Annotated in this window: 18 protein-coding genes; 8 read left to right on the top strand and 10 right to left on the bottom strand. The window is 28.5% G+C overall.

From position 1 onward, the window contains the following. Positions 1-160: 160 nt before the first annotated feature. Positions 161-709 carry a peroxiredoxin gene (locus I1N47_02515; GenBank protein WBF65315.1) on the bottom strand — a complete coding sequence of 183 codons (549 nt, stop codon included), beginning with the start codon at positions 707-709 and terminating at the stop codon, positions 161-163. Between the two features lie 207 nt (positions 710-916). On the opposite strand from I1N47_02515, the gene tsaB reads away from it, so the two are divergent. Together tsaB and I1N47_02505 are read left to right on the top strand one after the other, a co-directional pair. Further along, positions 917-2,161, top strand: coding sequence for a tRNA (adenosine(37)-N6)-threonylcarbamoyltransferase complex dimerization subunit type 1 TsaB (tsaB, locus tag I1N47_02510; GenBank protein WBF65314.1), 1,245 nt, complete (start codon positions 917-919; stop codon positions 2,159-2,161). A gap of 10 nt (positions 2,162-2,171) precedes the next feature. Then, positions 2,172-2,924 carry a uracil-DNA glycosylase gene (locus tag I1N47_02505; protein ID WBF65313.1) on the top strand — a complete coding sequence of 251 codons (753 nt, stop codon included), beginning with the start codon at positions 2,172-2,174 and terminating at the stop codon, positions 2,922-2,924. A gap of 8 nt (positions 2,925-2,932) precedes the next feature. Here I1N47_02505 and lplT read toward each other — a convergent pair whose 3' ends face one another. Further along, entirely contained in the window at positions 2,933-4,222 is a 1,290-nt protein-coding gene (lplT, locus tag I1N47_02500; protein ID WBF65312.1) for a lysophospholipid transporter LplT, read from the bottom strand. Positions 4,223-4,497: 275 nt separating this feature from the next. On the opposite strand from lplT, the gene I1N47_02495 reads away from it, so the two are divergent. Both I1N47_02495 and ligA read left to right on the top strand, forming a co-directional pair. Continuing rightward, on the top strand, positions 4,498-5,445 hold the full coding sequence (locus I1N47_02495; protein ID WBF65311.1) for a hypothetical protein: 948 nt from the start codon (positions 4,498-4,500) through the stop codon (positions 5,443-5,445). Next, a complete protein-coding gene (gene ligA / locus I1N47_02490) occupies positions 5,399-7,507 on the top strand; it encodes an NAD-dependent DNA ligase LigA (protein WBF65310.1) in 2,109 nt (702 codons plus the stop codon). The genes I1N47_02495 and ligA overlap by 47 nt, the downstream gene beginning before the upstream one ends. Positions 7,508-7,538: 31 nt before the next feature. Here the strand turns inward: ligA and I1N47_02485 are convergent, their stop codons facing one another. The 7 genes from I1N47_02485 to I1N47_02455 are packed head-to-tail and all read right to left on the bottom strand — an operon-like array spanning position 7,539 to position 11,659. Continuing rightward, positions 7,539-8,315 carry a peptidylprolyl isomerase gene (locus I1N47_02485; protein ID WBF65309.1) on the bottom strand — a complete coding sequence of 259 codons (777 nt, stop codon included), beginning with the start codon at positions 8,313-8,315 and terminating at the stop codon, positions 7,539-7,541. A 25-nt stretch (positions 8,316-8,340) separates the two neighbouring features. Next, positions 8,341-8,607 (bottom strand): BolA family transcriptional regulator, encoded by a 267-nt coding sequence (locus I1N47_02480; protein WBF65308.1) that lies wholly within the window; start codon positions 8,605-8,607, stop codon positions 8,341-8,343. 5 nt (positions 8,608-8,612) lie between these two features. Next, positions 8,613-9,173: a septation protein IspZ gene (locus I1N47_02475; GenBank protein ID WBF65307.1), complete on the bottom strand. Its 561-nt coding sequence runs from the start codon at positions 9,171-9,173 to the stop codon at positions 8,613-8,615. Positions 9,174-9,182: 9 nt separating this feature from the next. Then, a complete protein-coding gene (gene nth, locus I1N47_02470) occupies positions 9,183-9,857 on the bottom strand; it encodes an endonuclease III (protein WBF65306.1) in 675 nt (224 codons plus the stop codon). Positions 9,858-9,870: 13 nt separating this feature from the next. Beyond that, positions 9,871-10,518 (bottom strand): RnfABCDGE type electron transport complex subunit B, encoded by a 648-nt coding sequence (locus I1N47_02465; protein WBF65305.1) that lies wholly within the window; start codon positions 10,516-10,518, stop codon positions 9,871-9,873. A gap of 13 nt (positions 10,519-10,531) precedes the next feature. Further along, on the bottom strand, positions 10,532-11,329 hold the full coding sequence (locus tag I1N47_02460) for a ferredoxin--NADP reductase (GenBank protein ID WBF65304.1): 798 nt from the start codon (positions 11,327-11,329) through the stop codon (positions 10,532-10,534). Positions 11,330-11,335: 6 nt separating this feature from the next. Continuing rightward, positions 11,336-11,659, bottom strand: a complete 324-nt coding sequence (locus I1N47_02455) for a ferredoxin family protein (GenBank protein WBF65303.1) — start codon at positions 11,657-11,659, stop codon at positions 11,336-11,338. Between the two features lie 98 nt (positions 11,660-11,757). Here I1N47_02455 and pncB point away from each other — a divergent pair, with 98 nt between their 5' ends. The 4 genes from pncB to I1N47_02435 all read left to right on the top strand — a co-directional run bounded on the left by pncB (position 11,758) and on the right by I1N47_02435 (position 16,310). Continuing rightward, the gene (pncB, locus tag I1N47_02450; GenBank protein WBF65302.1) at positions 11,758-12,933 is read left to right on the top strand and encodes a nicotinate phosphoribosyltransferase; all 1,176 of its coding nucleotides are present in this window, start codon (positions 11,758-11,760) and stop codon (positions 12,931-12,933) included. 450 nt (positions 12,934-13,383) lie between these two features. Next, entirely contained in the window at positions 13,384-14,583 is a 1,200-nt protein-coding gene (gene trpB, locus I1N47_02445) for a tryptophan synthase subunit beta (GenBank protein WBF65301.1), read from the top strand. Positions 14,584-14,589: 6 nt separating this feature from the next. After that, positions 14,590-15,429, top strand: a complete 840-nt coding sequence (locus I1N47_02440) for a tryptophan synthase subunit alpha (GenBank protein WBF65300.1) — start codon at positions 14,590-14,592, stop codon at positions 15,427-15,429. A gap of 29 nt (positions 15,430-15,458) precedes the next feature. Further along, positions 15,459-16,310, top strand: a complete 852-nt coding sequence (locus tag I1N47_02435) for an acetyl-CoA carboxylase carboxyltransferase subunit beta (GenBank protein WBF65907.1) — start codon at positions 15,459-15,461, stop codon at positions 16,308-16,310. Between the two features lie 59 nt (positions 16,311-16,369). Here I1N47_02435 and I1N47_02430 read toward each other — a convergent pair whose 3' ends face one another. Next, positions 16,370-18,847 carry an Rne/Rng family ribonuclease gene (locus I1N47_02430; protein WBF65299.1) on the bottom strand — a complete coding sequence of 826 codons (2,478 nt, stop codon included), beginning with the start codon at positions 18,845-18,847 and terminating at the stop codon, positions 16,370-16,372. Between the last annotated feature and the right edge of the window lie 154 nt (positions 18,848-19,001).

The following is a 19,001-nucleotide window of genomic DNA, read 5'->3' as shown; positions in this document are numbered from 1 at the left end:
TATCACATATATCTATTTATAAAAATAGTATTCTATTTGCAACATATAAATTTTAATTATTGGATTTACTGCTCGATTACAAGAGTTATTTAGTTTTGTTAGCATCTTTATGTTCCAATCTTTGTAGTTTATAAGGCTAAACTACAAAGATTGTTTTATTTTACAATGTGTCTCCACCTATTTCCCTATTGCAAGGACACAATTCTTTAGTTTGAAAACCGTCTAATAGTCTTAATATTTCTTCAGGATTACGTCCAACACTTAGGTTATTTACAGAAACATGTTGTATAACATTGTCTGGATCTACTATAAATGTAGCGCGTAAGGCAACACCAGCATTTGCATCTCTAACTCCTAATTGATCTATTAGTGAGCCAGTCATATCAGCGAATTGATAATGGCTGAGTTTGTTAAGTCCTGGATGCTCTCTACGCCATGCTAATTTTACGAATTCATTATCCACAGAACCACCCATAAGCACGGCATTTCTATCATCAAATTCTTTAGATAATTTGTCGAATCCCATTATTTCTGTAGGACAAACAAATGTAAAATCTTTAGGATAAAAGTATATAACTTTCCATTTGCCAGGAAATGAACTTGCTGTGATTTCTTCGAATGCAGAAACTCCGTTTTCTTCATGTTGTGTAAATCCTGGTTTTACTCCCATTACTTTGAATGACTCTAACTCTTCTCCAACTGTTTTCATAAAAGCTCCTTTGAATAATAAAGATTTTAATTTTTAAATTATTTTAATACAAGCATTAATTATTTTTTATATCATATAAAATGATATAAATGATAGATTATTATTTTATTTGCTAGAAATCATAGAATAATATTTAGTATTACAGTTCTTATCTAAATCTGTTAATTTTTATAAATTTTTCAAATGGTATATATATAATAAATTATTATGAATAATAAGATTATTAATTTGTTAGCTATAGAGTCTTCTACAGAAATTTGTAGTGTATCTATAATATTTTTTGATTTAGATGGAGTTATTAAAGATATAATTTCATCAAAAATTCCTAAAGAAAGATTACCCTCTGAGTATATAATACCTGTTATAGAATCTATTTTATCAGAAACAAAATTAGATAAGAGTGAATTGGATGCAGTTTCATTTGACCAAGGTCCTGGTAAATTTACAGGAATCAGGTTATCTTGTAGCATTGCAAAGTCTATCGGTATGTTTTTAAAAATCCCAATTATACCTATAATCTCTTTATACTCTATGGCTTTTCAAGCACAAATAGAATCTTCAAATGCCTATAATATCATAATATCTTCTATAGATGCTAGAATGAACGAAGTATATATAGGGGTCTATTTAATAGATTCTTTTACTAGTAGTAATTGTAAAACTTTGTTTGAACCTGCCCTTATCTCTGTTCATGATCTATCATTGTGGTTAACATTTCATGTTAACCAATGGAAATCAATTTATAAAAAAACTAATATTATATTAGTTGGTGATTCATGGCGTATTTATGAATCAGCATTAAGAATACCTAAAGGTGTTATTCATTCTGATATTACTAACCCATCCTCAGATATTTTAGCTCTTATATCTAAGAATTACTTTCTTGACAAAGAAAAAAAATTTAACGATATTGAGCCTGTTTATATAAGGAATAAAGTTGCTTTTACAAAAAATGAATTGCTCTATAATAATGGAGGTAATCCTAAAACAAGTTCTTTTCTTTCAGAAATACATTTAAGCAAAATGACTATTAGCGATATTAATGATGTTATGTTGCTGGATGCTAAGGTACAATTAGTTCCTTGGTCTTATGGTAATTTTCAAGATTGTCTTAATGTTGGATATATCTCTTATGTAGCTAAGTATAAGGAAAGTATATTAGGTTTCTTTGTGATGATGATTGCTCCTGATGTTGTTCATTTATTACGTATTGCCGTTCATGAGGATGTTCAAAATATTGGTATTGGTTCTAAATTATTAGATAGGTGTATACAAATTTCTAAAGAAAATAGATTGAATAGTATTATAATAGAAGTTGGAGAGCATAATATAAATGCTATGAATTTTTACAAAAAATATGGTTTTTCTAAAATAGGTAAAAGAGAAAAATACTATGTTCTTCATAATTCTAAAACTGAAAGTGCAATTGTGATGGAAAAAAAACTATGTTAATAAAATTGTTATGTTTTTTTATTTAAAGAATAAGAATTCAGTTAGTTATATACATCGTATCTTATTGAAAGAGATAGGAGTGCGTATTATTTCTGATAAAAATAGTCTAGATAGAGAAAAGCATAAGGATTTTTTTTTGAAAACATCTAATCGGTCTGTAGAAAATAGAGTTCAAGACTATCATACAGATAAAATTAATTCTAATAATTTTGACATACTAAAAAATTTAGTAAATAGTTGTAAATTATGTGATTTATGTCATTATAGGAAAAATGTAGTTTTTGGTTCAGGAAATATATCTAAAGGTTTGTGTCTAATAATAGGGGAGGCTCCTGGAGAACAGGAAGATGCTACAGGAATTCCCTTCGTAGGTAAATCAGGTAAGCTTTTGGATCAAATGCTTAATGCAATTGAAATTTATAGAGATAGAGATACTTTTATTACAAATATAGTTAAATGTAGACCTCCTGCTAATAGAAATCCAAAACCTGAAGAATTAGAATTATGTCGTCCGTTTTTGTTAGAGCAGATTGATTTTTTGAAGCCAAATAAAATTTTTGTTTTGGGAAAATTTTCTGCAAATGCTGTTTTAAACAATAGTTTAAGTATAAGAGAACTTAGGGGGAAAATTCACTACTTTTCTCATGGCAATCAATCAAATAATATTCCAGTTGTTGTAAGCTATCATCCTGCATATTTATTACGCAAACCAGAAGAAAAATCCTTGGTCTGGGATGATCTTTGTTTATTAAAGAGCATATGAAACTAGTTTTATGTTTCTTTGTCTAATATTGCTAATAATTTTCTATATAATTTTTTATTTGTATGTATATATAATAGGCAGTAAGACATCGATATACTTACTATCATTCCATATATAATAATTATATTATCTATATCTACATTAAACCAAACAAGAATAGTATAAAAACTTATCATAATTAGTATATTTAGCTGTTCATTAAAATTTTGAACAGCAATAGAATTACCAGCAGAAAGCAACTTATAACCTCTGTGCTGTAGCAATGCATTCATTGGGACTACAAAGAAACCAGCTAATACTCCAGTGACAATTAATAGTAAATAAGCATTCATCTCTGTTTGTATAAAAGGCATTAATAACATTAATAATCCCATGGTTATTCCTATAGGTATAGTAGATAAGGCCTGACTTAATCTGAGATATTTTGCTACTGCTGTTGCTCCTATTATTGTTCCTATTGCTACAATACCCATCAGTATAGAAGTTTGGTCTATAGAATATCCAAGATGTATTTGGCCCCATTTAATAACTATTAATTGTAAACTTGCACTTGCTCCCCAAAAAACAGTTGTAACAAATAGAGAAACTCTGCCTAATTCGTCTTTATATATTATTAATAAGCTCTGATAAAAATTTCTAAAAATTTCAATTGTATTTTTATTTTTTATTGTATATATAATATTTGTTTTTTTTATCATTAGATTAAATATAGCAGCAGATATATATATATGTAATATTATAAACACTGCCATTTCTGATGATGAGTTAGCAAAATAGGATAAGTATGATTGGTTGACTAAAAAATTTGAAGTGCTAGGAGTAATTAAATACCCACCAAGACAGGTTCCTATTATTATAGATAATACTGTTAGGCCTTCAATCCAACTATTACCTTGCACAAGCATTTTTGCAGGAAGTATTTCAGTTACTATGCCGTATTTTGCTGGAGAATATATTGCAGCACCTATCCCTACTAGGCTGTATGATAATGATATCAAATATATTTTTACATCTAAATCACAACTTAGTGTTGGAATAAAAATTATTAATAAGCATCCTAGTATTTTAATCAGATTTGAATAAAACATAACATGACCTTTTGGAAATTTATCAGATATTATGCCAACAAATGGAGCTAGGACGACATAAGATAAAGCAAATGACCATTTCATAAGCGGAATAACCCAAGCAGGACCATTTAGTTCAATGATTAGTGATATAACAGCTATGAACAAAGCATTGTCGGCTAAGGATGAAAGAGCCTGTGCAGCCATGATAGTATAGAATTCTTTTTTCAAAAATCTTCCTCTAATTTTTTAAAGTTAAATTATATAATATATTTAATAATAATTATTTCATAGGTTTAAATACTTATTTGAAATGTTGCTCACAAATTCTATTGTGCGTGCTATTCAGACTTGGGATATTTTTTAATTTTGTTAAAGTAATAACAATAGTTTAACTTTATGCTTATAATATATACTTGTTCAATATTACATTTATTTTTCAAATACAAAATTTGAATTTGTCAATTACTTAGTTTATTTATTTTATAACATCTAATCAATCAGAGATGAATCGTAACTTTTTACAAATTATAAAATATTTTATTAGTAATATTAAATTAATATTTAATATTACTAATTCAAAAGATATTATCCATATTCCTGATCGTATTGAGCCAGTTATTTCAGGATCTGCTTTTGTTTTTAGTGAAGATTATAACAATTATTATTCTAATATTGATAATGAAATTGAATTTTCAATAGATATTATTTTTGATTTGCCAGTTTTTGGTGTTGATATTAAGAAAATATTACCTGTGAATTATGAAGAAAATATAAGATATTTGGTAGAATCAATAGATAAAAGAAAACAATTAGATATTTATGATAATCATTCATATAGTTTGTTAAGAATACTAGTTTTGCTAGCAGATAGAGAAGGCCCTATAAGTAAATCAAGATTTTTTAATTCATATAAATTAGCTAAAGATATAACTTCACATATCAAGGCTACTATTGTATGTCCTGATTATGATTTTATTATTGATAAAGCTATTTATCTAGATAAGCTTTGTATGTCTTTAGATGCTTGTATTAGCTTGAGCTTAATTATGAATAAGAAATTGGATAATGGGGTGTTATTAGGTATTGCTGATATATTTAGTTTCGTATCTCATTATAAAGATGCTTTATTATTAGATAATAATGAGTGTTATATTATTTTATCTCGAAATGATAATTGTTCTTTAGAAGATTCTGTAAACATAGGAGATGTAATTAGTCTTACATTAGATATTCCGCGTTCTAATCCTAATAAAAATTTGTTTTCTATTTTTTTTAGTTTTATAACAGAAATTGCAGAATATATAGATGCTAGAGTAGTTGATAAAAATGGTCTCATATTATCATTTGATGATATAAGTTCAATAGAATTACAAGTTCAAAAAATTCTTAATTCTTTAGAAAATAATGGTTTTAAAGCTGGTAGCTATCGTGCAAGAAGAGTTTTTAAATAAAAAATATAGTATTAGTGAATTGAAGCAAATAATTCTTTCTTTAAGGAAAGAAATTGATTTTCATAATATAAATTATCACTGTTATGATGATCCTTTGATTAGTGATGCTCAATATGATGCATTGGTAGATAAGCTGGTTAAACTAGAGTCATTATACCCAGAGTTAATAGATTCTAATTCTCCAACACAGCGTGTAGGATCTTCGCCTTTACCTTATTTTAATCAAATTAAACATGAAGTACCAATGTTATCATTATCTAATGGATTTAAAACTGATGACGTTGTTTCTTTTGATACTAGGGTAAAAAAACTATTATATGATAATAATTTGATTGGTCTTAAAGAAGATGTCTGCTATTTTTGTGATTTGAAGTTTGATGGCCTTGCCATAAACATACGTTACGAAAAAGGTTTGCTAGTAAGTGCTTCTACAAGAGGTGATGGTAGTGTTGGGGAGGATGTTACCTCTAATATAAGAACTATAAGGTCGGTACCATTAATTTTACATGGTATAGTTCCTGATATTTTGGAAGTTAGAGGTGAAGTTTTTATGAGGCATGATGATTTTGAAAGATTAAACAACTATCAAAGAATGAATGGTGGTAAACTCTTCATGAATACGCGTAATGCTGCTGCTGGTAGTTTAAGAAATTTAGATCCTAGGATAACTGCTTCACGTAATTTGAAATTTTTTGCATATGGTTATGGAAAGATCGAAAATTTTTCTCAAGAAAAAAAAATTATATTAGATAATTATCACAGTTCAGTTATAAATTGGCTTTCATCTATAGGATTTCCAGTTAATAGAAATTATCAGGAAACAGTAAATAATTTTAGTGGTATGCTAGGTTTTTATGAAAAAATTCAAAAAATCAGAAATTCTTTGCCTTATGATATAGATGGTGTTGTATATAAAGTTAATTCTTTAATTTTTCAAAAAATGCTGGGTTATTCATCTAGGTCTCCTAGATTTGCTTTAGCTCATAAATTTTCTCCAGAAGAGGCTATAACCAAATTACTTGCCATAGATGTTCAAGTAGGTAGAACCGGAGCTATAACTCCAGTGGCCAGACTTGATCCTGTTCTCATATCTGGAGCTACTATATCCAGTGCTACTTTACATAATGAAAATGAAATAATACGTAAAGACCTAAGAATTGGTGATTTTGTAAGAATTAGAAGAGCAGGAGATGTTATTCCAGAGGTTATTGAGGCAGTCAAAGAGTTAAGGTCAGATACTGTTTTTAGTTTTAATATGCCAATTTATTGTCCGATTTGTAAATCTATACTTCGTAGAATAGATGGAGAGTCTGTAACTCGTTGTACTGGTGGTCTATTTTGTTCTGCGCAATTGAAACAAAGGTTATTACATGCAGTAGGTAGAAAAGCTTTGAATATTATTGGTTTTGGCAAGAGTTTAATTTATAAATTGGTGGATAGTAATGAAATAAAATCTTTGGCAGACATATATAGCCTAAATATTGAAACTTTGTTAAGCATAGAAAATATAGGATCTAAGTCTGCCAATAATATTATGCAAGCTATAGATAGGTCTCGTTCTCCAAAATTAGATAGATTTTTATTTTCTTTAGGCATAAGACATGTAGGTGATAGTACTGCACACACTATTGCAAGTAAGTTTATTTCTTTAGATAGAATTATGAATTGTAGTAAAGAAGACTTTATGGAGTTGCCTGATATTGGTCCAAAAATAGCTTCTTCAATAGCGATTTTTTTTTCGGAACAACAAAATATAGATTTGTTAGATAAGATGAAGAAAAATGGTTTAAATCCTGAAATTTTTGGGGTTAATACAAAAATCTTACCTTCATTAGAGGGGAATACTTTTGTATTAACTGGAAAGCTAAGAAGATTCTCTAGGGATGAGGTTATAGAATATATAACTAAGTATGGTGGTAAAGTCGTAAATACAATTTCATCAAAAGTTAATTATTTGATTGTTGGTGATGAGCCTGGAAGTAAAGTGACCAAGGCTCAACAATTTCCTAATTTGTTAGTTATTAATGAGGAAGAATTTATATGTTTAGTTGAAAAAACTTAGACTAGATTATTGTATAAAAATTATTAAATAATTATTTAATAATAGATTTTAAACGTAATTCGTTTTGCAAATTTGCTAGCATTTGTTGTTTTAACATTTCTTCTATTTGTGGTCGTACTTGGTTTAGTTCTGGAAATTCTAGGTTCCTAGTGTCATCTAATTTGATGATATGCCATCCAAATTTTGTTTTGATTGGATTTTGTGATATTGTTCCAGGTGTAAGATTTTTGACAGCATTTGCAAATTCTTCTACATATTCTTCAGTATTGCTCCATCCTAATAAACCACCATTTATTCTACTGCTTTCATCTTTAGAGGTATCTTTTGCTATTTCAGTAAATTTTGATACATCTTTGTTGAGTTTTTTAATTATATTAATTGCATCATTTTTATTATCTGTCAGTATATGACTTACTTTATATTCTTTTTTAGAAGATTGTTCTTTCTTTAGTTTCTCATATTGTCTTTCTATTTCATTATCAGTTATTTTATTTTTTTTTAAGAAATCTGTTAGAAAAGATCTTACTATTATACTTTCTTTTGCAAGTTGTATTTCAGTTTGTACTATAGGATTATTTATAGTGCCATTTTTTTCAGCTTCTTGTAATAGAATTTGTCTATTTATTAGTTCTTCTTTTATTTGCTCTCTTAGTTCCTTTGAGTCAGAAGCACCTTGGTTTATAAGCAGAGAAACAAAATTTTCTAAATTTTCTTGAGTAATATTATGGCCATTGACTGATGCTATATTCTGAGCAGAAGTTACATTTGATATTAAAAGTATAGTTATAAACATTATGATTTTTTTCATATTTCACCTTTATCATTTACTATAGTTAATTTCTTATCTCTAAAATAATAGCATGTATTGGTGAAGGTATTAAACCATCTAGACATTTATATACTGTTCTATGCTGTTCTATTTTAGATAGGTTGATAAATTTATCAGATTTTATTATGACTTTATAATGTCCTGAATTCTCTGGTTTATTATGATTTTTATGCAAATCAGATAGATCAATTACTTCTAAAAAAATTGGTTGTAAAACGGCTAACCTATTTTTTATTAGACAAACTAATGTATTTTCATTTTGTTCTTTCATATTTTTTATTCTTTATTTGTTAAAGGTTCATTCTTTATATGTTTTTTTATTAAAATTAATTGTATAAAAGCGTATGTAAGTAATATTATTAATATTCCAAATGTTCTAAAATTTACCCATGTTTTCTGGGAAAATAAACCAGAGAAAGCAATAAATGCATTGAATAAACTAAGCATGAAAAAAAAACAAATCCATGAAATATTTAGATTATTCCATATTTTAATTGGTAAATTAATTTTCTTATGTAAGACTATATAAACTAAATTCTTTTTAAAACATATATTTGCTACTAACATTGATATAGCAAATCCTAGATATATTATGGTTGGTTTTAGTTTTATAAAGAAATCATCTCTGCATATTACTGTAGCAGTACCCATTATTATTACTAATAATGTGCTTAACATCATTACATTATCTATTTTATTTTTTTGTAATTTCAATACTATTAATTGTAGTATACATAGTAAAACTAAAATTTTTGTGGCAATGTATATATCATTTGTATAATTATAAGATAAGAAGAAAACAGATATTGGAAATATGTTTATAAGAATTTTATTCACTTATTTATCCTAATTTAAGATTGTTTTTTTAATTTTTTTAGATATATGATTTATATCTGATTTATGTTCGTATTCACATATATCATTTATTAAACATATATTACATTTTGGTGATTTTTTTTTGCAAGTATATCTACCAAGAATAATTAGCCAATGGTGAGCATTTTGTAAATATTCTTCTGGAATATTATTTAGTAGATTATTTTCAACTTCTAAAACATTTTTTCCTTGTGCTAAGCCAGTTCTATTAGATACTCTAAATACATGAGTATCAACTGCAATTGTTGGTTGTTGGAATATGACATTTAATATTATGTTTGCTGTTTTTCTTCCTACTCCAGGTAAGAGTTCTAAATCTTCTCTGTTTTTAGGAACTTGCCCATTAAAATACTCATCTATAATCATAGATGTTTTAAAAATATTTTTTGATTTTGATTTATATAACCCTATGCTTTTTATATGAGATTCTATTCCCTCAATACCTAGTTTTATTAATAATTTTGGTGTTCCATAGTTTAAAAATAGATTTTTTGTTACAGCATTTACAGATTTATCAGTTGACTGTGCTGATAAGATGACTGCTATCAGTAATTGGAAAGCAGAATTATATTCAAGTTCGGTTCGTGGATTCGGGTTTGTTTTTTGAAAACGCTTGAATATATTAATTATTTTTTCTTTTTCCATTATAGATATAAATTTATTTGTTTCTTTTTTCTTTTGCTTTGAGATTAATTTGCTTTATTAAGTCTAATTTTTCTTTTATAGATTTTTTGTTATTATTAATACCAATATTATTATCATTATTTTGGTCATTAATAATTTCTGTCAAATGTATATCCATAGAAGTTTTTGGTTTAATTCTATTTTGATGTTTCTCTCTTCTTATTCTGGAATTATTAGCATCTTTTTGCGTCCATAATTTATTGGTAGAAATCATTTTTATGCAATCAACAGGGCATGGGTCAATGCAAAGTTCACATCCGGTACACCATTCTTGAACTATAACATGCATCTTTTTTGGAGCTCCAATTATTGCATCAACTGGACATTTATTTATGCATATTGTACATCCTATACATATATTTTCATCTATAACTGCTATTTTATAGCCAACATATGTACCTCTTGAAGTATCAAGAGGTATTATTTGTTTATTTAGAACATTAGCTAGTTTATTTATAACATCATCACCACCTGGAGGACAAAGGTTTATTTTTGCATTTCCATTAGATAAAGCTTCTGCATAAGGTCTGCAAGCTTGATATCCACATTTGCCACATTGTGTTTGAGGTAGTATTGCATCAATTATATCTAGTAATTTTTTTTGTTTGTCATTCTGTATCATATTCTTATAATAATTAGATCCAATAACGTTCCATAGCAAGATTACCAACAATATTTTGTTTTGAAGTATAAAATCCTCTATCATATAGTATTTTACGCATCTCCAATACCATTGTCGGATTTCCACACAGCATTATTTTAGAAGATTCTGGGTCGATCGTTTCTTTTGTTATCTTTTCTAAATTGCCGTTCATGACCAAGGACGTGATTCTTGTTCCTGATAAAACTGATGATTTTTCTCTTGTTGTTATTGGTAAATATTCAAATCTTTTATTTGTTTTAGCTAGAATTTCTAATTCTTCTTTGTATGATAACTCATCAAAAAATTTAGTACTATGTAATAAAAAAATTTTGTCAAAATATTCCCAAGTTTTATGATTTCGTAATATTGAAATATAAGCTGATAAACCTGTTCCTGTAGCAATAAGCCAAAGTTTATTATTTTGATTTTTTATCGTCGGTCCAAGAAATTGATTTATAGTTAAAAATCCATATGCTTTTTTTTCTATAAATATATGATCTTTTGTTTCCAGGTTTAATAAAATTTTACTAAATTCTCCTTTATTAATTATAGTATAGTAAAATTCTAAAAAATTCTCATGAGGTGCGCTAACTATGGAGTATGCTCTCCATATTAGTGGGTGATTAGTTTTAGTTTTGTTTATCAATCCCAGACGAGCAAATTGACCTGATTGGAAATCATAATTTTTATCTTTAGTCGTTTTTATAGAAAATAGACTTCCATTTTTCCATATCTTAATATTCTCAACAGTTTGAGATGTATAATTTTTGCTTATTTTTTGTTCTATCATGATCATTTAACGTTTTAGATATTTTATTTTTCCTTTTATATCTTTCCATTCATCTGCATCTTTTAATGCTTGTTTTGATCTGGTAATATTTTTGAATGTTTTTGATAATTCTTGATTAATAGAAAGAAATATTTTTTGATCTTCAGGCAAATCTTCATCAGAGAATATTGCATTTGCAGGACATTCAGGTACACAAACTGCACAATCTATACATTCATCAGGATCAATTACTAAAAAATTTTCTCCTTCTTTAAAACAATCAACAGGACAAACATCAACGCAATTAGTATATTTGCAATTAATACAATTTTCTGTAACCACATGTGTCATTTATATACCTCCTATGATATAAATAAATTGTTGCAATATGTTTAACATGTTAGTGTAAACTTTTAGTTATATTAAAAAAAGTTTTTTATAACAGAGCCATGATAATAGAATCTTTACTTGATACAGATTTATATAAGTTCAGTATGATGCAAGTGGTTTTGCACCATTTTCCTGCTGCTTATGTAGAATATCGTTATAAATGTAGAAATACAGGGGTTAATTTATGCCCATACATTGATGAAATAAGAGAGGAAATTAATCATCTTTGTTCCTTAAGATTTTCTGAAGATGAATTAAGTTATTTAGGTAGTCTAAGGTTTATCAAAAGTGATTTTATAGATTTTCTAAGATTATTTTACCTCCCTAAAAAATGTATTTCAGTTGAAGAAAGTAATAATACAGGTGAAATTAATATTAGTGTAAAAGGTCCATGGTTGCATACTATTTTATTTGAAATACCAGTTTTAGCAATAGTTAATGAAGTTTATTTTCGTCATAATAGTAATAATTTAAATTTAGATGAAGGGCGAAAGAGGCTACAAGCAAAAATTGATTTGGTTTTGAAAGGTTCTAACTTGGTTGATTTTAGAGTAGCGGAGTATGGTACAAGACGTCGTTTTTCTAAGAATTGGCATGAAGAGGTTGTAAATACCATGAAAAATGACATGTTCCATAATTTTGCTGGAACTAGTAACGTTATGTTAGCTCAAAAATATGGAGTATCACCATTAGGAACAATGGGTCATGAATATTTACAAGCTTGTCAATCACTAGGTCCGAGATTACGAGATTCTCAGGTTTTTGCGTTTGAAATTTGGGCTAAGGAGTATAGGGGTGATCTAGGAATAGCACTATCAGATGTTTATGGAATAGATGCCTTTTTAAGGGATTTTGATTTGTACTTTTGTAAATTATTTGATGGTGTTCGCCATGATTCTGGAGACCCATTTATTTGGGGTAACAGAATTTTAGAACATTATAGAAAGAATAGAATAGATGCTCGAAATAAGACATTGATTTTTTCAGATTCTTTGACTTTTCCTAAAGCTATTGAATTAGCAAGATATTTCTCCAATGCTTGTAAACTTACTTTTGGTATAGGAACAGATCTAACAAATGATCTTGGTTTTAAGCCTTTGCAGATTGTTATGAAAATGGTTCGTTGTAATGATCAGCCCGTTGCAAAGATTTCTGATGCTCCAGAAAAAATAATGTGTGATGATCCAGATTATTTATTCTATTTAAGAAAAGTTTTTGATATACCTGATGTTTGATGAGTTTAATCATTTAAGATGTTCATAAAGAAGATATTTTTTATAATATCTAAATGTATGCTTTTTAATATTATTTAATGACAGTATATTACTTTGTATTAAGGTTTCTTTTATAGGGAACGTTGCAACAAATTTTTGAGATGTTATTGTTTTCACAATTAAGAATATTTATCATTCTTTACAAGAGGTTATCTATTATTTTAATTAGTTATCAAATTTGTAACATGATGATTATATAGCATAAATCAAACTGGATTTAATAGTTATATATTGTTTGTAAAGAAATAATTATTTGAGTTGTAGATATTAACTTATGGAAATCTTTTTGTTTAATGCTATATATAATGTTTTATTAACTCACAATTTTTGCTAACTTAATGTAGAATTGTAACTATTAGTTTTATTTAATTTGGTGATAATAATTTTTATTAGTAACAGTGGAGAACTTTCTTGTTAAAGTATAATTACCCTGATGATAATGGCCATTTTGGTCAATATGGTGGGCTCTTTGTTTCTGAAACGCTGATGCATCCAATAGCTGAATTGCGTTTCAATTATGATAAATATCGTAATGATTCATTTTTTGTTGAAGAGTTTGAAAATGAATTAAAGCATTTTGTCGGTAGACCTAGCCCTGTATATCATGCTAAAAGATGGTCAGAAATGTTAGGTGGAGCACAAATATGGTTTAAAAGAGAAGATCTAAATCATACTGGAGCGCACAAAGTTAATAATTGTATTGGACAAGCATTACTTGCTAAAAGAATGAATAAGCGACGCGTTATAGCAGAGACTGGTGCAGGACAGCATGGTGTTGCCACAGCTACTGTTGCTGCTCGTTATGGTATGGAATGCGTAGTTTATATGGGTAGTGAAGATGTTAAGAGACAGGCTTCCAATGTATATAGAATGAAATTATTGGGAGCAAGTATAGTACCAGTTTATTCTGGTTCATGTACATTGAAAGATGCTTTAAATGAAGCAATGAGAGATTGGGTAACTAACGTAGATGATACTTTTTATATTATTGGTACTGTAGCAGGACCTGATCCTTATCCTCGTATGGTAAGAGATTTTCAGACGATAATAGGCAAAGAAAGTATTTGTCAGATGCCAAAATATGCAGGTCGTCAACCTGATTATGTTATTGCTGCAGTAGGTGGGGGATCTAATGCTATAGGTATATTCCATCCATATATTCCATATGAAAATGTTCAATTAATAGGTGTAGAAGCAGCTGGATCTGGTATAGATACCGGTCTACATTCAGCTTCTTTGATAGCTGGAAAAGTAGGCGTTTTGCATGGTAATAGAACATATGTAATACAAAATGAGGATGGTCAGATAAAAGAAACACATTCTATATCAGCTGGTTTAGATTATCCTGGAGTTGGTCCAGAGCATGTTTGGTTAAAAGAAATAGGTAGAGCTAATTATGTCGGCATTACTGATGATGAAGCATTGAAATCTTTTCATGATTGTTGTCGTATTGAGGGTATTATGCCTGCCTTAGAGTCTGCTCATGCAATTGCTCAAGCAGTTAAAATGGCGCCTTCTCTTCCAAAAGATAATATTATTCTTGTTAATTTGTCTGGTCGTGGTGACAAAGATATGCATACAGTTGCCGAACGTTCTGGTATCTCTTTATAAAAATTTATGAATACAAAAATAAATCGTATTGAATCATTTTTTTCTAGAATGGTTAGTGATGGTCGTAAATCAGCTCTTATTACATATGTTACTGCTGGTGACCCTTCAATTAGTTCTACTGTTCCTTTGATGCACAGCTTAGCAAAAAGTGGTGCTGATATTTTAGAAATTGGAATGCCTTTTTCTGATCCTATGGCAGATGGTCCTGTAATACAAAAAGCTTCTGAACGTGCTATAAAAAATGGTATGAATTTAAAAAAGATATTAAGTGCAGTAGAAGAATTCCGTATTCATGATAAAGTAACACCAGTTGTTCTTATGGGGTATGCTAATCCAATAGAGAGTATTGGCCAAAAACAATTTGCTCAGTTGTCAAAAACTGCTGGAGTTGATGGGGTGTTAGTAGTTGACTATACTCCTGAAGAGTCTGAAGATTTTTCAAAAATGCTTGGTGATGCTGGTATAAACATGATTTTTTTGCTTTCTCCTACTTCTGGAGAAGAACGTATCAAAAAGATATCTAAGATTGCAAATGGTTATGTATATTATGTTTCCTTACGAGGAGTTACTGGTTCTAAAAAACTTAATATTGAAGAGGTAGTTGAGAAATTACATTTAATTAGAAAACATATTAATGTTCCAGTTGGAGTTGGTTTTGGTATTAGAGATGCTGAAAGTGCTAAGCAGATTGCTAATTGTGCTGATGCAGTAGTAATAGGAAGTAAAATTATAGAAATAATGCAAGAGTCAGTTAATAATGAGATTGCTGGAAATAAAGATAGTGCTGCTATATCTGCTGCTAGTAATTGGATAGCTAATATAAGAAAGTCTCTTGATAGTATGTGATTTTTTATTTTGCTGTTATATATCATAATATGAGTTGGTTAGAAAAAATCCTACCTCCAAGAATTAGCAAGTCTAATGATAGTGGTGCTAGGCGTGTTCCACAGGGTTTATGGTGTAAATGTATTTCTTGTGATTCAGTTTTATATAATGAAGATTTGATCGCTAACTTATATGTTTGCCCCAAATGTAGCCATCATATGCGTATGGGGTCAAGAGCAAGAATAGATTCTTTACTGGATTCAGAAGGTCGTTTTGAAATAGGTAGTAGCATAAGATCTGTTGATATATTGAAATTTAAAGATACAAAAAAATATACTGACAGATTAAACGATGCTATAAAGCAGACAAAAGAAACAGATTCATTACTTGTGATGTGTGGTTATATCAATAAAATGCCAGTTGTTTTAGCATGTTTTGAATTTGCTTTTATGGGTGGGTCTATGGGTTCGGTAGTTGGCGAGCGTTTTAAATTAGCTGTGCAGCATGCTATAGACCATTCTATGCCTTTCATATGTATATCTGCATCTGGTGGAGCAAGAATGCAAGAAAGTTTATTTTCCTTGATGCAAATGTCTAAAACCAATGCCATGCTGGTTTCTTTATCAGCTGCAAAACTGCCTTTTATTAGTGTTTTGACAGATCCTACTATGGGTGGTGTTTCTGCTAGTTTTGCTTTTATGGGTGATGTTGTAATAGCTGAACCTAAGGCCTTGATAGGATTTGCAGGTCCTAGAGTTATAGAGCAAACTGTTAGGGAAAAGTTACCTGAAGGATTTCAGAGAGCAGAATTTTTGCTAGATAAAGGTGCCATAGATATGGTTATTGATAGAAGAAAATTAAAAGAAATAATTTATGATTTATTGTCAATTTTATTAAAATAATTATGAAAAACATAGCATCGTAATTTTTTGAATAAATTACAGATGCTATGTTTTGATTTTTAATCTTTAGTTTCTACCTGTATTAGATGTTTCTTTGTTTTATGGTCTGTAGTATTTTTAGTATAAATTCTTCTATTACTTTCTGGTTTAATATCATTAGTTTGTTCATTAATAGGTTGAGAATTAGTTTCTACTATTTGAAGGTTTTTTGTAGGTTGATTGGTAGTAGCCACAATATTATAATTTATCTTTGGTGGATATGAATTATTTATAGTTGCTGTTTCTATCATATTATCTTCAATTTTATTATTAGTAGATATCAGTTTTTCAGAGTTCTTCTGAGTAGAATCATTATCAGTTTTATCTGCAAAAGAAAGATTTGTATCTATATTTTCTACTTCATGAGAAATAGCTAATTCTTTTGAATTTTTAGATATGAAATTTTTCTGATTTTTTCTATAACCATTATTTCTTCTACGGATATTTGGTTTTTTATCATTATCATTGTTATTTGTTGTCAAATTATTTTGATCTAAAGGATCAATTTTTCTTTCATAATTGACTTCTATTTTATTTTCTACAAGATTAATTTGATTATCACGTTTATTTTTAATTTTATCTTTTTTAGATAAGATATGATCTTCTTCTATTTTATTTATATTTTCATTATATGAATCTATAGAATTTGTAGGTTGCTTTTCTTGTAGTAATTTACTTTGGTTTTTATTTCTATAATTATATTTTTTTTCATTTCTATGTTTTGAGTTTTGTTGTTCATGTAGAGATGATTTATGGTGATTATATTGATTTTGTGGGGTTGTTTCTTTTTTATTGAATAAGTTTATCCAGGAAAATATTTTTTTGAATATATTGCTATTATCACTAGAATTATTTGAAGATTTATACTTTATATTGGATACTATTGGGGCTGGTTTTCTAAGTGTACTATCTTTTATCAAAGCCTCTGGCCTATGTTTTTCTTCGGATTCTGGTATGTTCCATATTAAATTATTGTTTGGTATCTCTACTAAATTAAAGCTTGTTTTTTGTTCTTCTAATTTTGGATCATCATTTTTTATTCTTTCTATATTATAATGTGGTGTTTCAAAATACTTATTTGGTATTAAAATAAGTTTTATACTTAGTTGTAATTCTATATTATTAATATCATTTCTTTTTTCATTCAATAAATAAGTAGCAACATCTACTGGTAATTGTGCATATACCGCTGCAGTAGCATCTTTCATTGCTTCTTCCTGAATTAGTCTCAATACTTGTAGAGCACTAGATTCCGTATCTCTAATAACTCCAATTCCAGTACATCTAGGACATGTTATATGTGATCCTTCATTTAAAGCTGGACGCAATCTTTGTCTTGATAGTTCTATTAGTCCAAATTTTGATATTTTTTTGCCTATTTGCACTCTTGCTCTATCTACTCTTAATGCTTCTCTAAGTCTTTGTTCAACACTTTTTTGATTTTTAATATCTTCCATATCTATAAAATCAATTACTATAAGACCACCAAGATCTCTTAATCTTAATTGTCTTGCAACTTCTTCAGCAGCTTCTAGATTTGTCCTTAAGGCAGTTTCTTCTATATCAGCACCTCTTGTTGATTTTGCGGAATTTACATCTATTGCGACTAATGCTTCAGTATGGTCAATTACAATAGAGCCACCGGATGGCAATTGAATCATTCTAGAATATGCTGTTTCTATTTGATGTTCTATTTGGAATCTTGAAAATAATGGTATTTCATTTTGATAATTCTTGACACATTGGACATTGTCTGGCATTACAACACTCATGAATGCTTGAGCTTGCTTAACAATTTCTTGATTATCAATTAGAATTTCATTAATATCTGGTGAAAAATAATCTCTTATTGCCCTTATAATTAGACTAGATTCTAAGTATATGAGTACCGGAGAATTATTCTCTTTAGCTGCTTTATCTATTGCATTCCACAATTGGAGTAGATAGGATAAATCCCACTGAAGCTCCTCAATAGTTCTACCAATTCCAGCTGTTCTTGCTATTATACTCATCCCATTGGGAATATCTAGTTTCTCCATGATATCTTTTAATTCTTGACGTTCTTCTCCTTCTATACGCCTAGATACACCTCCTCCTCTAGGGTTATTAGGCATTAGTACTAAATATCTACCAGCCAATGATATGAATGTGGTAAGAGCAGCTCCTTTATTTCCTCTTTCTTCTTTTTCTACTTGGACAATTAATTCTTGACCATCTTTTATAGCATCTTGGATTTTTGTATTTCTAAAATCAATTCCTTCTTTAAAATAACTTTTCGCTATTTCTTTAAATGGTAGAAATCCATGTTTGTCTTCTCCATAATTTATAAAACATGCCTCTAAACCAGGTTCAATTCTTGTTACAACTCCTTTATATATATTACCTTTACGTTGTTCACGGCTAGATGTTTCTACATCTAAATCTATTAATTTTTGTCCATCTACAATTGCAACACGTATTTCTTCATGGTGTGTTGCGTTAAATAACATTCTTTTCATGAGTGGTATTTTCTCCGTTACCATTAAAAACAATACTAAACACTATCTTGATTTCTGCTACATATCATGTAGATATTAAAGATCAAATTAACTTTTATTCATTATTTATAATTTATAATTAACATATTATTTTTTTTGTTAAATATAAGAATAT

The organism is Candidatus Kinetoplastibacterium crithidii, assembly GCA_027557655.1.
GTDB lineage: Bacteria > Pseudomonadota > Gammaproteobacteria > Burkholderiales > Burkholderiaceae_B > Kinetoplastidibacterium > Kinetoplastidibacterium crithidii_C.
The sequence above is the reverse complement of the archived record's forward strand: the minus strand, read 5'-3'. Positions and strand labels throughout refer to the sequence as shown.

Coding starts and splice junctions, on each gene's coding strand:
- I1N47_02515 (WBF65315.1), bottom strand. CDS start 709: ATGAAAACAGTTGGAGAAGAGTTAGAGTCATTCAAAGTAATGGGAGTA.
- tsaB (WBF65314.1), top strand. CDS start 917: ATGAATAATAAGATTATTAATTTGTTAGCTATAGAGTCTTCTACAGAA.
- I1N47_02505 (WBF65313.1), top strand. CDS start 2,172: ATGTTTTTTTATTTAAAGAATAAGAATTCAGTTAGTTATATACATCGT.
- I1N47_02495 (WBF65311.1), top strand. CDS start 4,498: ATGAATCGTAACTTTTTACAAATTATAAAATATTTTATTAGTAATATT.
- ligA (WBF65310.1), top strand. CDS start 5,399: ATGGTTTTAAAGCTGGTAGCTATCGTGCAAGAAGAGTTTTTAAATAAA.
- I1N47_02485 (WBF65309.1), bottom strand. CDS start 8,315: ATGAAAAAAATCATAATGTTTATAACTATACTTTTAATATCAAATGTA.
- I1N47_02480 (WBF65308.1), bottom strand. CDS start 8,607: ATGAAAGAACAAAATGAAAATACATTAGTTTGTCTAATAAAAAATAGG.
- nth (WBF65306.1), bottom strand. CDS start 9,857: ATGGAAAAAGAAAAAATAATTAATATATTCAAGCGTTTTCAAAAAACA.
- I1N47_02465 (WBF65305.1), bottom strand. CDS start 10,518: ATGATACAGAATGACAAACAAAAAAAATTACTAGATATAATTGATGCA.
- I1N47_02460 (WBF65304.1), bottom strand. CDS start 11,329: ATGATAGAACAAAAAATAAGCAAAAATTATACATCTCAAACTGTTGAG.
- I1N47_02455 (WBF65303.1), bottom strand. CDS start 11,659: ATGACACATGTGGTTACAGAAAATTGTATTAATTGCAAATATACTAAT.
- pncB (WBF65302.1), top strand. CDS start 11,758: ATGATAATAGAATCTTTACTTGATACAGATTTATATAAGTTCAGTATG.
- I1N47_02440 (WBF65300.1), top strand. CDS start 14,590: ATGAATACAAAAATAAATCGTATTGAATCATTTTTTTCTAGAATGGTT.
- I1N47_02435 (WBF65907.1), top strand. CDS start 15,459: ATGAGTTGGTTAGAAAAAATCCTACCTCCAAGAATTAGCAAGTCTAAT.
- I1N47_02430 (WBF65299.1), bottom strand. CDS start 18,847: ATGAAAAGAATGTTATTTAACGCAACACACCATGAAGAAATACGTGTT.